The 13,628-nt window shown below is 64.6% G+C and carries 18 protein-coding genes and 1 pseudogene; 3 read left to right on the top strand and 16 right to left on the bottom strand.

All coding sequences use genetic code 11. The features are described 5' to 3' along the window. The first annotated feature begins 88 nt into the window (after nt 1-88). Nucleotides 89-502 carry a histidine kinase gene (locus tag BSIN_RS15590; protein WP_089341174.1) on the top strand — a complete coding sequence of 138 codons (414 nt, stop codon included), beginning with the start codon at nt 89-91 and terminating at the stop codon, nt 500-502. Nucleotides 503-756: 254 nt separating this feature from the next. Here the strand turns inward: BSIN_RS15590 and BSIN_RS15585 are convergent, their stop codons facing one another. The 6 genes from BSIN_RS15585 to BSIN_RS15560 all read right to left on the bottom strand — a co-directional run bounded on the left by BSIN_RS15585 (nt 757) and on the right by BSIN_RS15560 (nt 6,835). Further along, nucleotides 757-1,584 (bottom strand): phosphodiesterase, encoded by an 828-nt coding sequence (locus tag BSIN_RS15585; protein WP_089341173.1) that lies wholly within the window; start codon nt 1,582-1,584, stop codon nt 757-759. A 68-nt stretch (nt 1,585-1,652) separates the two neighbouring features. Further along, complete coding sequence (locus BSIN_RS15580; RefSeq protein ID WP_089341195.1) at nt 1,653-2,681, bottom strand: ABC transporter ATP-binding protein; 1,029 nt, start codon at nt 2,679-2,681, stop codon at nt 1,653-1,655. 141 nt (nt 2,682-2,822) lie between these two features. Beyond that, nucleotides 2,823-3,731, bottom strand: coding sequence for an ABC transporter permease (locus BSIN_RS15575; protein ID WP_143757469.1), 909 nt, complete (start codon nt 3,729-3,731; stop codon nt 2,823-2,825). A gap of 25 nt (nt 3,732-3,756) precedes the next feature. Beyond that, nucleotides 3,757-4,581, bottom strand: a complete 825-nt coding sequence (locus tag BSIN_RS15570) for an ABC transporter permease (RefSeq protein ID WP_089341172.1) — start codon at nt 4,579-4,581, stop codon at nt 3,757-3,759. A gap of 45 nt (nt 4,582-4,626) precedes the next feature. Further along, nucleotides 4,627-5,688: an ABC transporter substrate-binding protein gene (locus tag BSIN_RS15565; RefSeq protein ID WP_089341171.1), complete on the bottom strand. Its 1,062-nt coding sequence runs from the start codon at nt 5,686-5,688 to the stop codon at nt 4,627-4,629. Nucleotides 5,689-5,809: 121 nt separating this feature from the next. Beyond that, nucleotides 5,810-6,835 (bottom strand): LacI family DNA-binding transcriptional regulator, encoded by a 1,026-nt coding sequence (locus tag BSIN_RS15560; protein WP_089341193.1) that lies wholly within the window; start codon nt 6,833-6,835, stop codon nt 5,810-5,812. A gap of 970 nt (nt 6,836-7,805) precedes the next feature. Here BSIN_RS15560 and BSIN_RS15550 point away from each other — a divergent pair. Continuing rightward, entirely contained in the window at nt 7,806-8,564 is a 759-nt protein-coding gene (locus tag BSIN_RS15550) for a site-specific integrase (protein ID WP_256583824.1), read from the top strand. Here BSIN_RS15550 and BSIN_RS15545 read toward each other — a convergent pair. The 9 genes from BSIN_RS15545 to BSIN_RS15505 all read right to left on the bottom strand — a co-directional run bounded on the left by BSIN_RS15545 (nt 8,549) and on the right by BSIN_RS15505 (nt 12,852). Then, the gene (locus tag BSIN_RS15545; RefSeq protein WP_089341169.1) at nt 8,549-8,797 is read right to left on the bottom strand and encodes a helix-turn-helix transcriptional regulator; all 249 of its coding nucleotides are present in this window, start codon (nt 8,795-8,797) and stop codon (nt 8,549-8,551) included. The genes BSIN_RS15550 and BSIN_RS15545 overlap by 16 nt on opposite strands. Then, nucleotides 8,794-9,165 carry a hypothetical protein gene (locus tag BSIN_RS15540; RefSeq protein ID WP_143757468.1) on the bottom strand — a complete coding sequence of 124 codons (372 nt, stop codon included), beginning with the start codon at nt 9,163-9,165 and terminating at the stop codon, nt 8,794-8,796. The genes BSIN_RS15545 and BSIN_RS15540 overlap by 4 nt, the downstream gene beginning before the upstream one ends. After that, nucleotides 9,158-9,385 carry a hypothetical protein gene (locus BSIN_RS25430; RefSeq protein ID WP_143757467.1) on the bottom strand — a complete coding sequence of 76 codons (228 nt, stop codon included), beginning with the start codon at nt 9,383-9,385 and terminating at the stop codon, nt 9,158-9,160. The genes BSIN_RS15540 and BSIN_RS25430 overlap by 8 nt, the downstream gene beginning before the upstream one ends. Before the next feature lie 327 nt (nt 9,386-9,712). Continuing rightward, nucleotides 9,713-10,123 (bottom strand): hypothetical protein, encoded by a 411-nt coding sequence (locus BSIN_RS26530; RefSeq protein WP_256583823.1) that lies wholly within the window; start codon nt 10,121-10,123, stop codon nt 9,713-9,715. Then, the gene (locus tag BSIN_RS15525) at nt 10,120-10,344 is read right to left on the bottom strand and encodes a hypothetical protein (RefSeq protein WP_089341166.1); all 225 of its coding nucleotides are present in this window, start codon (nt 10,342-10,344) and stop codon (nt 10,120-10,122) included. Before BSIN_RS15525 ends, BSIN_RS26530 begins: the two co-directional genes overlap by 4 nt. Next, nucleotides 10,341-10,595 (bottom strand): hypothetical protein, encoded by a 255-nt coding sequence (locus tag BSIN_RS15520; RefSeq protein WP_089341165.1) that lies wholly within the window; start codon nt 10,593-10,595, stop codon nt 10,341-10,343. Before BSIN_RS15520 ends, BSIN_RS15525 begins: the two co-directional genes overlap by 4 nt. Then, nucleotides 10,592-12,070: a hypothetical protein gene (locus tag BSIN_RS15515; protein WP_089341164.1), complete on the bottom strand. Its 1,479-nt coding sequence runs from the start codon at nt 12,068-12,070 to the stop codon at nt 10,592-10,594. The genes BSIN_RS15520 and BSIN_RS15515 overlap by 4 nt, the downstream gene beginning before the upstream one ends. A gap of 15 nt (nt 12,071-12,085) precedes the next feature. Next, the gene (locus tag BSIN_RS15510) at nt 12,086-12,367 is read right to left on the bottom strand and encodes a hypothetical protein (protein ID WP_089341163.1); all 282 of its coding nucleotides are present in this window, start codon (nt 12,365-12,367) and stop codon (nt 12,086-12,088) included. Then, nucleotides 12,364-12,852 carry a hypothetical protein gene (locus BSIN_RS15505; protein WP_256583822.1) on the bottom strand — a complete coding sequence of 163 codons (489 nt, stop codon included), beginning with the start codon at nt 12,850-12,852 and terminating at the stop codon, nt 12,364-12,366. Before BSIN_RS15505 ends, BSIN_RS15510 begins: the two co-directional genes overlap by 4 nt. Before the next feature lie 72 nt (nt 12,853-12,924). Between BSIN_RS15505 and BSIN_RS15500 the strand changes: the two genes are divergently transcribed. Continuing rightward, complete coding sequence (locus BSIN_RS15500) at nt 12,925-13,161, top strand: hypothetical protein (RefSeq protein WP_089341191.1); 237 nt, start codon at nt 12,925-12,927, stop codon at nt 13,159-13,161. A 59-nt stretch (nt 13,162-13,220) separates the two neighbouring features. On the opposite strand, the pseudogene BSIN_RS26525 reads toward BSIN_RS15500, so the two are convergent. Then, nucleotides 13,221-13,628, bottom strand: a pseudogene (locus BSIN_RS26525) (hypothetical protein); the annotation flags it as partial.

Here is a 13,628-nt window from a genome sequence, read left to right as displayed (position 1 = left end):
CGCAGACGGCCGGGCCAGACGCCTGCGCCGCATGCGCCATGTGCGCCGCATTGCTTCAAATCATTCGATTCATTCGTGGAGAAACAGCATGAACAAGCGCAAGCTCGTCGCATTCGCCCTTGCTCCGGTGCTCGCGGGCGCCGCATTCGGTATCGGCAGCGTGTCGCGGCACGGTGCCGTCGCGCTGCTGTCGGCCGAAGCGGCCGTCGCGTCGAAACTCGGCGATTTGTCGCCGTTCCGGGCGATTGCCGCCGATACGGCCAAGCTCGTCGACACAGGCGATCTCGCCGGCGCGAAGGCGCGCATCAAGGATCTGGAGACGTCATGGGACGACGCCGAGCCGTCGCTGAAACCGCGGGCCGCGGCCGATTGGCATACGGTCGACGACGCGATCGACCGCGCGCTCGCGGCACTGCGCGCCGACAAGCCGCAAGCCGCGGCGTGCAGGCAGGCGCTGGCCGATCTGCTTGCCGTCTTCGACCGGTTCGGCAGCCGGCGCTGAACCGGCGCCGAGCGGGCCTGCGTGCCGAGCGCGGCGTGCGGCGTGCGCGGCGTGCGCTTGCGCGGATGCCGGCGGCGCTTGCGCGGCGCGCACGATGCCCGATGAGCGGATCGACCTGTCTATGGGGCCGGCCTGTTGATGAGGCCGGCTTGTCTGTCGACGCGGTCTGCGCATATGGGGCGGCGCGTGTGCCGACCGGGGCCGCGCGCCAGGCGATGCCGGCCGCGGCGCGCTGCGCTACGCGGCACCGGCAGTCAGTCGATCAACCCGCCGGCCGGATCGAAGAACGGATACGGCCCGTCGCTCGCATCGACATAGACGTGATGCGACGTCATGCCGGTTGCCGGCGCGTAGCGATGCACGGCGAACGCGGGCGGCTCCATCGTGAACGACGACGGGCCGTCGCGGCCCAGATCGAATGTGACTTGATGCGCGGGCGCGGGCACCGCCGAGGCGATCGTTCCGCCGAAGCGCGCGAACATCGCGCGGTGCACGTGCCCGCACAGCACGCGTTCGACGTTCGGGTGGCGTCGCAGCAGCGCGTCGAGGCGGCCGGCGTCGGGCGGGGCGAGCCGCATCGCATCCATGTGCTCGATGCCGGAGACGAACGGTGGATGATGAAGCGCGACCACGACCGGCCGCGCGCGCGCCGCGTCCAGTTCGGCTTCGAGCCATGCGAGCCGCGCGTCGCACAGCGTGCCGCCGCTCGTGCCCGGCATCTGCGAATCGAGCGCGATCACGCGCAGCGGCCCGGCGTCGATCGTGTACTGCACGAACTCGCCGCCCGTGTGCAATTCCGCCCGCTCGACGAACGCGCGCCGCAACGCCGCGCGATCGTCGTGATTGCCGACGAGCAGGTAATACGGCATCTCCAGCGGCGCGAGCAGCGATTTCAGATGCGCATATTCGTCGTCGGTGCCGAAGTCGGTCAGATCGCCGGTGATCAGCACCGCGTCCGGACGCGGCGTCAGCGCATTGAGCCGCGCGACGCAGCGCGTGAAATGCGCGGCGGTGTCGACGCGCCGATACGCGAGCGCACCGGGCCGTTTGATGTGCAGATCGCTGATATGGGCAAGCAGCATCGTCGTTCCTTGTGGTTCTTTGTGGCGGCCGGTGTGGTGGCCAGTGTGCCAGTGTTGACGGCCGTGCGTCAGCCGAGCGCGAGCAGGCCTTCGGGCGCGATCTCGATGCCGACCGCCGTGCCACATGCGAAATCGATGCGCCCGGGCATGTCGACGACGAGCGCATCGGGCGCGGCATGCTCGACGGTGACGCGCGTGCGCTCACCGAGAAACGCGCAGTGCGCGATCCGGCCGCGCAGCGCGGCTGCGTCCGGGGCGACGATGCGCGCATCCTCCGGCCGAAAGAATAATTCGCTGGCCGGCACGGCGGCGGCGATCACGCCGCCTGTCGTGACGAGCGCGCCGTCGCGCCACGCGCCTTCGAGACGGTTCAGCGTGCCGATGAAGCGCGCGACCGCGCGGTTCGCCGGACGGTAGTAGATGTCGCGCGGCGTGCCGATCTGCTCGATTCTGCCCGCGCTCATCACGACGATCCGGTCGGCGAGTTCCATCGCCTCGGCCTGGTCGTGCGTGACGTAAACGGTCGTCACGCCGAGCGCGCGCAGCAACGCGTTCATTTCGCGGCGCAACGTGTCGCGCAGTTGCGCATCGAGCGCGGTCAGCGGCTCGTCGAGCAGCAGCACGCGCGGGCGCACCGCGAGCGCGCGCGCCAGCGCGACGCGCTGACGCTGGCCGCCCGACAGCGCGTCGACGGGTTTGTCCGCATGCGCTTCGAGCCGCATCATCGCGAGCAGCTCGTCGACCCGCGCGCGCAGCACGGCGGGCGGCATCTTGCGAATCTTCAGCCCGTAGCCGACGTTGCCGCGCACCGACAGATTCGGAAACAGCGCGTAGTTTTGAAACACCATGCCGACGCCGCGCTTGTCGATCGGCCTGGCGGTCACGTCTTCGTTACCGAAGACGATCGCGCCGCCCGCATCGGGGATGTCGAGCCCGGCGATCAGGCGCAGCGTCGTCGTTTTGCCGCAGCCGGACGGGCCGAGCAGCACGAGCGTTTCGCCCGCGCGGATCGTGAGATCGAGCGGTTCGAGCACGCGTGTGCCGTGGAAGGTTTTCGCGCAGCGGGACAAAGTGATCGGAACGGATTCGAGTTTCATCGTCATGGTCGGCAATCGGCAATCGGCAATCGGCAATCGGCAATCGGTGGTCGGTGGTCGGTGGCCGGTAGTCGGTGGTTGGCAATCGACATTCGGCTGTCCACAGTCGACAACCGATGGCCCGCGCGATGCAGCCGGCGTTTATCGGCGCGCCAAACGCGGGGCGCGCCGCGCCTCGCGCTTGCCGGCACTCGGCACGCCGAGTGCGCGGCGACGGCGCGCACCGCTGCGTGCGCCGGTCGGATCGACGCCGAGCCGCTGCATCGCGATCAGCAGCGGCAGTGTCATCAGCAGGAACAGGATCGTGTACGCGCTGCCGATTTCGAGCCGCAGCGACGCGTAGGTATCGGCCAGCCCGACCGGCAGCGTTTTCGTGTCGGGCGTATGCAGCATCCACGTCAGGTTGAATTCGCCGATCGACAGCGTCAGCACGGCGAGCCCGCCGGCGACGATGCCGTCGCGCAAATTCGGCAGCACGACGCTCGCGAAGCGCACGGCGAACGAAGCGCCGAGACTGGCCGCGCCTTCCTCGAGCGTGCGCAGATCGGCTCGCGCGGCGACCGCCGCGACCGCGCGCACCATGAACGGCAGCGTGAACACGACATGCCCGGCGACGATGAACCACGGACTGGTGCGGAACGCGGACCAGCCGCCGTAGACGGTAAGCAGCGCGAGCGCGGAAGCGAGGCCCGGCAATGCCACGGGCAGCACGAGCGCTTCCTCGATGAGCCGCGATGCGCGGCCGCGGCTGCGCGCGAGCGCGTAGCCGGCGGGCACGCCGGTGACGAGCGTGATGGCGAGCGTCGCGAACGCGATCTCGAGCGACAGGAAAACCGAATCGCGATATTGCGTCCACACCTGGCCGAGCCAGCGCAGCGTGAGGCCGCTCGACAGCCCGTGGAAATAGTTGACTGTGAGCCCGGCGAGCACCGACATCGCAACGGGCACGATCAGGAAGGCGCCGAGCGCGAGCGTGACCGCCCATTGGATCGCGGCCAGCCAGTTCGGTGCGCGGCGCGCGGTGCGGTGGGCAGGGGCGGGAGCGTTCATCGTCGAATCCTCGCGGCTCGCGCGGTCATGCGCAGGCGGCGGCCGTCTGGCCGCTCACGCTGCGCGCGAGCGCGAGCACCGTCCATGTGACGAGCCCGAGCACGATCGACAATCCCGCGGCGGCCGCGACGTTCGCGTTCAGCGTGAACTCCGTGTAGATCGTCATCGGCAGCACGTTCAGATCGGTGGCGAGCGTGAAGGCGGTGCCGAATGCGCCCATCGCGGTCGCAAAGCAGATCGCGCCCGCGGCGGCGAGGCCGGGCGCGAGCGCGGGCAGCACGATGTCGCGCAACACTTGCAGCGGCGATGCGCCAAGCGAGCGCGCCGCCTCCTCCAGCGACGCATCGAGTTTCGACGCGGTGGCGATCACCGTGACGATCACGCGCGGAATCGAGAAATACAGATAACCGGCGAAGAGCCCCGCGACGGAATACGCGAACACCCACTTGCTGCCGGTGAGCTTCGCGCTCAGCATGCCGATCAGGCCTTGCCGCCCCCCGAGCATGATCACCATGAAGCCGACGACGACGCCCGGGAACGCGAGCGGAAACGTCAGCAGTGCGATCAGCGCGCGCTTGAACGCGAATTCGCGGCGCGCGAGCAACAGCCCGGAGAGCGTCGACAGCACGAGCGTGACGAGCGTGACGGCCGCCGACAGCGCGAGCGTGGCCGCAAGGCTCTTCATATAGCGCGCGTTCGACAGCAGCGCGACGTATGCATCGGCGAACGCGTCGCCGCCGGACAAGCGAACGAGCGCGGCCATCGGCAACAGCCAGAACGCGGCGAACACCGCGAGCGCGGGTGCGACGAGCGCGATGCGCCAGCGCACGGGAAACGTGAGATCGGACATCGAAGAGCGCCTTCCAATCGTCAAATCGTCAGGGTGACGAAATATTCATTGCATCACTTGAAGATACCGCTGGCCGAACGCTTGCTGGCCGGCCGCGAGCTTGCCGAAATCGACGCTTTTCGCGCGCGCGTATTCGCTGGCGGGCAGGAACTTCGCCGCGAGGTCGGCGGCGAGCGCCTGCGCGCGCACTGGCCGCAGATACGCGTTGGCCCACAGCTTCTGCCCCGCGTCGGACAGCACGAAATCGAGCACCTTCTTGCCGTTCGCGTCATGCGGTGCGCCTTTGACGAGGCTCATCACATAGGGCACCGAGATCGTGCCCTCGCTCGGAATCACGAATTCGACGTTTGCGCGATCCTTATATTTCGCGCGATACGCGTCGAAGTCGTAGTCGATCAGAATCGGAATCTCGCCCGACAGCACGCGTGCATAGGCGGTCTGCTTCGGCACGATCGGCTGGTTCGCCCTGAGCTTGCGGAACCAGTCGAGCGCCGGCTGAAAGTTGTCGAGGCTGCCGCCCAGCGCCTGGTTCACCGCAACCGCGCCCGCATAGCCGACGAACGCGCTCGACGGATCGAGATAGCCAACCATGCCCTTGTACTCGGGCTTGAGCAGATCGGCCCACGAGCGCGGCACCGGCTTGCCGTCGAGTGCGTCCTTGTTGACGAAAAAGCCGAGCGTGCCCGAATGGATCGCGAACCAGTAGCCCTGCGGATCTTTCAGGTTTGCCGGGACGTCGTTCCAGTGCGCGGGCTTGTAAGGCGCGATCACGCCTTTGTCCTTGGCCTGGAATGCCGACGACACGCCGAGATAGACGACGTCCGCGACCGGGCTTTTCGCTTCGGCGATGAGCTGCGCAATCGCCTGGCCGGAGTTTTTATTGTCGAACGGTACGCGAATGCCGGTGTTCTGCTTGATCGCCGCGATCTGCGCGGCCCAGTCTGCCCATTCGGGCGGGCAGTTGTAGCAGATCGCGGTTTCGTCCGCGTGCGCGGAGGGTGCGGCGGCCGACAGTGCGGATGCGGCAAGCGTCATCAGCGCGGTGGCGCAGGCGCGGCGCAGCGCGGCGCGCGGCAGGCGCGGAAATAGCGAACGGCGGACAGTCACGGCAGGTCTCCTTGAGTGGGCAGGCATGGGCGATCGATGATCGGGGCGGCATGGGCGGCGCGGCGCGCGGCGTGCCGAGACGGCGTCGGCGCGGCGGTGGCGGGAGGGCGCCGCGGCGGCATCACACGAGCCTCGGCGCGTGCGCGTCGCGAGGCGGCGCGACGGTCGCGCCCGCGCGCAACGTGTGCGGCAGCGTCAGCGCGAGCGGCGCATGGCGCTCGCCGGCGATGCGCTCGGTCAGGCGCCGCCACGCGGCGCGGCCGATTTCGCGATTCGGCGTTGCGATGCTCGCGAGCGGCGGCGCGAGCAGCTCGCCAACCGCAAGGCCGTCGAAGCCGAGCACCGAGATATCGTGCGGCACCGTCAGGCGCGCATCGCGCAGCCCGCGCATCACGACCATTGCGAGCCAGTCATTGCTGCAAAAGAGCGCGGTCGGGCGCGTGGCGGGCGCGCTCAGATGCGCGAGCACGGCGGGCGGCAGCGTCTGAGCGTTGAAGTCGACTTCGAGCGCGGCCAGCGGCGCGAGGCCGTGATCGGCGAGCGCCTGCGCATAGCCGCGCGCACGCTGCCGCGCGCGATCCGATGCGTCGAGCGAGCCGGTGAGCATCAGCACGTGCCGGTGGCCTTGGCCGATCAGCATCTGCACGCCGTCGTATGCGGCGCGGTAATTGTCGACCGCCACCGAAGGGCGGTGCGGCGTGTCGTTGTGCATCAGCACGTAGACGGAGCCTTCGTCGTCGAGCGCGTCGAGCAGCGGATGGGCATCGGCATCGGCGACGGTCAGCACCAGCCCTTCGACGCGCTGCGCGCGCAGCGTTTCGATGGCATGCCGCTCGCGCGCCGTGTCGTATTCGGTCGACATCACGATCAGCTTGAAGCCCGCGCGCGATGCGAGTTCGTCGATGCCATGCAGGCATTCGGCGAACACCGGGTTGGACAGCGTCGGCAGCACCACGCCGATCAACTGCGTGCGCTCGCTGCGCAACTGCCGGCCGAGAGGGTTCGGACGGAAGCGCAGCGTGTCGATCGCGGCGCGGATTTTCGCGAGCGTGGCCGGGCTGACAGTGTGCGGCGCGTTGATGGCGCGCGACACGGTGGCGATCGAACAGCCGGCAAGCGCGGCGACATCTCGAATAGTCGGCGTCATGGCGTGGGTCGGCGTGATGGGATGTAAACGTTTTCGTCTTCGGTATTGTCGCGGGCGTCGATGAAAAGCTGATGACGCGCGCTGCTGACGCAACGTGGCGGGCCGGGGGGGCGGCAATTGGGGACGAAAGCGGGCGCCGTGGCGCACAGATGGTAGAATGCGCTCCGCCCTTGCCGGGGTGATGAAATTGGTAAACATAGCGGACTTAAACGATTGAGTGCCCGGCCGGAAACGGCCGGTGCAGAACCCTTCAAATTCGGCGAAACCCCTGGCGCGCGATGCGCCGAGGCAACGCCGAGCCAAGCCCGAAGCGAGCGCGCAAGCGGCGCGGGGGGAAGGTGTAGAGACTAGACGGGGGGCGCCTAAAGTGACGCATGCGGCACACGCCGCATGCGGGCGATGGCGAAGGCATAGTCCAGCGCACGAACGGCGCGCGCATCGCGGCGCGCCGGCTTCGAAAGAAGTGGTGTGACGAAAATCCGCCGCCTTAATCGGCTTGCCGGTTCGAGTCCGGTCCCCGGCACCATCCAATTCTGTAGCGCAAGCTATCCCTCCTGTAGCAAACCCAATCCTACAAAGGCTTTCCGTGCTATCTTTCCGCCTCGTGAAGGTAGCCGCGTTGTAGCAAAAACAAGCCATTTTTGCACCCGCGTGCACCAGAAATGCACCATGATTTGCACCAGGGGGCAGGATGGCGACATATACGAAGCGCGGCGGCGTCTGGCGCGCGCAGGTGCGCCGCAAGGGCGTAAGCGTATCGGAGACGTTCCAAAGCAAGGCGGACGCTGTCGCTTGGGCGACACGGATCGAGCACGAAATCAACGTCGGCAAGCTGACGCCCGGCACGAAACACACGCTCGCCGATGCGCTCTGCGAGTATGAAAAGCGCGTCAGCCCGACGAAGCGCACCGCGCGCTGGGAGGCGATTCGCTTCGCCGCGTTCATCCGGAATTTTCCTGACCTAGCTGCGATGCCGCTCGCCGATGTGACGGCCGAGCATATGGGGCGATGGCGCGATGCGCGGCTTGCCGGCGACGAGAGCGCAGGCCGCGGCAAAGTCGGCACGGCGACGGTGCTGCGTGAGATCAACCTGCTGTCGCACGTGTTCACGACGGCACGGGACGAATGGAAATGGATCACTGAAAGCCCGCTGACCGGCATGCGGCGCCCGACCGAGCCTGAGCCGCGGAAGCGGCGTATTACGGATGAGGAAGTTGGGCTATTGCTCGGCCGGCTCGGCTATCGAGACGATGAGACACCGGCAACGAAGTCAGCGCGCATCGGCGCGATGCTCGTGTTCGCAATCGAAACGGCTATGCGGGCGGGGGAGATCGAGGGGATGACGTGGGATGCGGTCGACCTGAAGAAGCGTTACGTGCACCTGCCGCGCACGAAGACCGGCGTGGCCCGCGACGTGCCACTGTCGCCGCGCGCGCTTGCCGTTCTGAAGCAGCTTGATCCGCTGAGGAAGGAATTCGGGGGGAATGTGTTCGGCGTCGAACCTGCGCTACGGAGCGCGCTGTTTGCGAAGGCGAAGAAGGCGGTGATGCTGGACGACCTGCATTTCCACGACGCGCGCCGCGAGGCGCTGACGCGGCTTTCCAAGATTTTCAGCGTGATGGAACTGGCGAAGATCAGCGGCCACCAAGACCTGCGCATCCTGCAGGCGGTGTATTACGCGCCGCACGCCGCTGATCTTGCCGACAAGCTTCATCAGGCTTCGACGTGAGACTCGGCCCACGCGATCACGTCCTTCGCGCGCCAGAGCGGCCGGGGCCGCTCGGTCACGCTCTTGCCCGATGGGATGCGGATCGGACGAGGGAACCCATCCTGCGTGATGATCCACTGCCGCGTGTGCTGTTCGCTGCGGTGTAGATATTTCGCCAGTTCGGCCAGATCCCACAGTGCGTGCGGCGTCAGGCGCGCGGCAATTTCTTGAGCCAGTTCGGTGATTTCGGTCATTTTCCCCTCGTGGTCAAAGCGAGCTCGACGCGGCGGCTGATTTCGCGATCGCAGCCGGCGTAATTCAAATCGATAACGACTGCATCCGAACCCCATTCGTGAGCCAGTTCGTCACATACCTTCGCGCATTCTTCGATAATCGCCTCCCTGTCGAGCGCGGTTCGATGACTGGTTTGCTCGACGGCATTGCTGGCCGCCTTAAGCGCAAGAATTCTTTCTGCGCATCGGTTGGTCGCTTCCGCCATGTGATGCTCTCTTCCATCGCCGTGCGTTGAGGCGAGCAGCTCTTGATTCCAGGCTTGTACCAACTCATCACATATATTTACACATTCCTGGATGATTGAATCCCTGATCTGATACTCAGTCACGGTATGGCTCCTTCAAACCACGCCATTCAGCGCCGGGGAATTTTTTGAATTCAGATAGATACCATCGGCCATTACGTCTTGAAAAATACCACCATTGGCCATCTATAAATTTGCGTCGCAATCCACTTGCCGTAAGTGCACGTGTCTCATATTCACCTTCGTGAACCGGATTAATCGACGCTGGAAACCATTCCGTCAGCATGTCATCGGTGATCTTCATGGCTTAATCCTTGTTGAGGCCGCGCTTTCAGTTCGGTGATGAAGTCCTGCGCCGCATTCTCAGTCTTAAACCTTAGAAGCCCGCGTTTTTTCTCATACAATGCGAGCCAGCATTTGAACTCGGGGTGATGGACTTCAACGGAGTACTCGGGATTTAGCGACTTTATGTTGAGCCACGGGCGTACACGCATGCGCCACTTCCGATTTACGGTGCTTGATTCAACTCCGGGTATTTTCATGACTTACCTCTAAAGCATGCCGGAAATACAAATCAGCATAAGCGCGCCGAACACGATTGCCATGGCCAAAAGGAAGGGACGTGCATCCATCAAGCGTCTCCTTCGCGAGCGGCGTCGATGGCTTCGCGAGGTGTGTTGAAGTAACGATCATCGCCAGACAGGATGTGGTAATTCTCATCCTCGTCCTGATCGTAGACTTGACATTGCCGGATCGATCCATCACGCACGGTCCACTGAATCCACGCCTGCTGCGCGATCAACCAGTCGAGTCGCTCGGTATCCGTCACCTCGGCGCGCGGCTCCGGCTGCCCTGGATAATCGAGCAGTCCAACCAAGCGTTCGAGCAGGTTCAGTTCAGCTTCGTAGAACGTTTTGTCGTCAGAATCGGGCCACTCACCATCGATCGAGCAGCCGTACTTAAACGCATCAGCGCTGCGTGAAATGCTCTGGCATGCGTCCATGATGGTGCGCCGTTGATCGACTGTTAGCGGCTTATTCATGCTTTCCCCTTCGGCAGTTTTAAGTCAGGGTTGGCGGTGCGGAGCAGGTCGAGGTCGTACTCGGCTGCGTGCCGGAATTCGCGTAATTCAATTCCGCTTTGGAGAATCAATTCGTCGGGCGCGATGTGGCAACCCTGCGACTCAACGAATCCAGCCGCCCACGCAACGCCCTGGATGAACCCGATCTCGCGTTGGGTCAGGCGCTTCCTGCGGGCGCTCATTGCTTAGCCTCTTCACTCGTTGGTTTCCCACAAAACGGGCAGTAGCTCGACAGCACAGGGACCAGCTTGCCGCGAGTGAACCCTTTGGCTTGGGCGACGATCTTGAATTCGGTTTTGTGGATCACAGCCACCGAATTGCTCGTCATTGCAAACCCGGAGGATTGACAATCGGCGGTTGCATCCGTGCCAAGTTCTTCGCCGTATCGCTTTGCGAGCTTCTTCTCGATCTCGCCGATGCAATTGCAATTCATCGCTTGGCTCCTTCGAGAAGGGTATCGAGCCCGGAAATTGCATCCGCGCACTGGCCGACGAATGTGCCGTCGCCGGCCTCGACTTGCCGAAGCACTTGAATCGCGTAGTCAACGTGCTCGCGCTGCTCGTCCGTCAGCCCCTGCCGAGTGGCGACCTGCGCGGGCGGGGCATCGAGATAGCACGGGATCGAATACGGCCGCACTGATGACGCGGTTGCACCGCCATCGGCCAATGCTCTCTGCTTTTGCGCAGCCGTGATCGACCGATCATCATCGGTTACCCACGCGCCTACGATTCCCCCGGCTATCGCCTGCCCCGCTGCCGCTGCGGGCTGCGATGGTGCCGCGCGGGCAACCATCGCCTCGTAGTCGATCGCGCCGTTCGTGATCGCCCGCACACAGCAGAGCTGTGCCTCGACTTCTTCGAGGGCCTTGTGCGTGGTGTCGTCGAGCCTGGACAGTTCGGTGCGCAGGCAGACCGTCAGCCACGCCATGCTCTTCACGAGATCGGGGATTTGCGGAAGAGCCTGCTGCCAGGCTGTCGGCACTGCTGCGCGGGGAGCCTCGGACGTACGAAAGATCGGGACGGAATACGCGCCTTCTTTGCTTCGACAGATCACCATGGAGTTTCGGTAGCCCTTCTCCATGTGTTCCAGCTCTACAGGGACGGCATAACCGAACGCCGCCCGCTCGTCTGCCGGCGCTGCCGCTGCATCTGCGGAGGGAGGCTGCGGAGCGACTTCGAGAGCGCATCCCCACGAGTGCGAGCCGATACCGCTGGCGCGCATCATCGGCTGCGTGATCACTTCCGGCACAAGCTTCCACCCCTCCGGCATCGCTCCCGCCACCTCAGTGCGATGGGCGCGGGCCGCTTGCCAGAATTGCCATGCGAATTCTTCTTCAGGTTCGCCGCAATAATTCGCGCCCCTGATCGGCGCGCATTCGTCGATGGTCTTGCACGCTGGGGAGTAGTAGAACTTCTGGAACGCCACCCGCTCATCCGCCCCATTGCCCGTGCCTTCGAGCGGGGCGGAGGGTGCGGGTTGGCCCGATAGGACTGCGTGATTGCACGCGAGAACTGCTGCATAGATTAGTCGCTTGCAATCCGACCGGCTCAATGGTGGATCGATGTTCTTCATTTCCACCATCGCAGCGTCGATCATGCCAATCAGCAATTCGCGGTCGTTTGCCGTCACAGCATCAGCCGGCGCGGTTTCGTGCTTCGCGCGCTTCGCAAGCTCTGCACATGTCCGGCAGATTCCATCGCCGTTTTCGTAGACGCACTCGTGGCTTTCGGCCGGCGCTGCTTCGTGCTGCTCGACAGGGGGCGGAATCAGCTCGCGGACGAGTGCGATCAATTCCGGGCGGCCAAAGACGAACAGTGGTTCGTCGTCATCGACGGTATGCATGTAGCCTGCTTCGATGATTTGCTCGTCCGTCAGCGCATCAGCGTGGCTATGTTGTTGGTCGTTCATGTAAATCACCTCGATTCAGGACGGCTTGCGGATCACGAATGCGCAGGGGTTGTTCTTCACGTCGTACAGCGCGGATTCGAGCCAGCCCTTCACCCATTCGTCGCCAGCGACGCTCCGGATCAGTTGGTATGCCGACAGCATCGATGCCGACAGGTAAGTGACCTTCTCAGAATCGGTCATAGTGGCGATTCCGTTGCGGGTGTAATCGTCGAGCACGATCTTCATCATCCGCATGTCCTCGGCCTTCTCGGCATCGCTGTAGGGCGCATCAGCGCAGCTATGGTTGGTGGTGGTCATTGGTCCCGGCCCTCCATGTCTGCCGCTGTGATGATGTGTTCGCGAACGTTGATGACTCTGTAGAACGTCGGTTTCGCGTGCTTTTCGATCCAGCGGGCCAGCAGCGCGTTGAGTTCTGCCTTCGCTTCCGACGTGACGTCCGGATACCCATCGGCGTACTCGCCGACTTCGTCGTATGCGCGTTCGCCCATCAAGTCGATTACGTCGTCTGCGTCGCAAAGGTGCTTGGTCGGAATCGGCGCAACGTCGCCGAAGTACACGATGGCACCGATGGTGAGGTCGTCGTGCATGTCGAGCAGTTCGTCGAGCTCATAACACGTGAAGTCCTCGTTGTTGCTGCTCCAAACGGTTTGAACTTTCGAACTCGTCCCATTGCTGCCCGCAGCGTTCGCATCGACAATAGCTTCGCGGACAGGGCCAGCACCACTGTTCGCTGCCTCGCTCGCCTGTTTGGGAGTGGGGCTCTTTTCGTTTTGGGTGGTCATGTGTGGTCCTCAGGCTGTCAGGAGGTTGAATTGCATTCGTGCTAGGCTGAGATTCACCTCATGGAGGTTGTCATGCGTCGCACTATTGAGTACCGAGGCTTCGAAATTGACGTTCAACTCACACCAGCCGCTCCGGATATGTTTGATGTCACGGTTCAGATAAAGGGGCACGATAATCTCGGCATTCTCGGTGCGCGCGGGCGTCCTATATCGCTGCGGAACGGCCCGTTCACCCGGCGCTGGGCATACCTTGTCGCGGAGATAGCTGGACAGGCGGCGATTGATGTTTTGCTCGGTCCTGCCGATTGAAGCTCCATAGGGCTGTAACACGGTCGCATCCTCAATCAGAAAAGAAGCCTCAATGGCTGTTACTCCGCGTCGATCATTCGCGAAAAGAGGTCGTGTGCGCTGGCCTGAAGCTGCTTGACGGTCGGTTCGAGTTTCACCCCTGCGGCGTCCCATGCGGCGGCCCCTGCGGCGTCCCATGCGGCGGCCCCTGCGGCGGCCCGTGCGGCGTCCCATGCGGCGTCCCCTGCGGCGTCCCCTGCGGCGTCCCCTGCGGCGGCCCGTGCGGCGTCCCATGCGGCGTCCCCTGCGGCGGCCCGTGCGGCGTCCCATGCGGCGGCCCGTGCGGCGTCCCCTGCGGCGGCCCGTGCGGCGTCCCCTGCGGCGGCCCATGCGGCGGCCCGTGCGGCGGCCGCGTCTCTCTTGGCAGCATCAAGTTTCGGCTGAGCCGCGCGCAGATCGGCCACGCAAACGATCGGCGGTAACGCTTT

The sequence above is a fragment of the Burkholderia singularis genome (assembly GCF_900176645.1).
In the GTDB taxonomy this organism is placed as follows: Bacteria; Pseudomonadota; Gammaproteobacteria; order Burkholderiales; family Burkholderiaceae; genus Burkholderia; species Burkholderia singularis.
The sequence above is the reverse complement of the archived record's forward strand: the minus strand, read 5'-3'. Positions and strand labels throughout refer to the sequence as shown.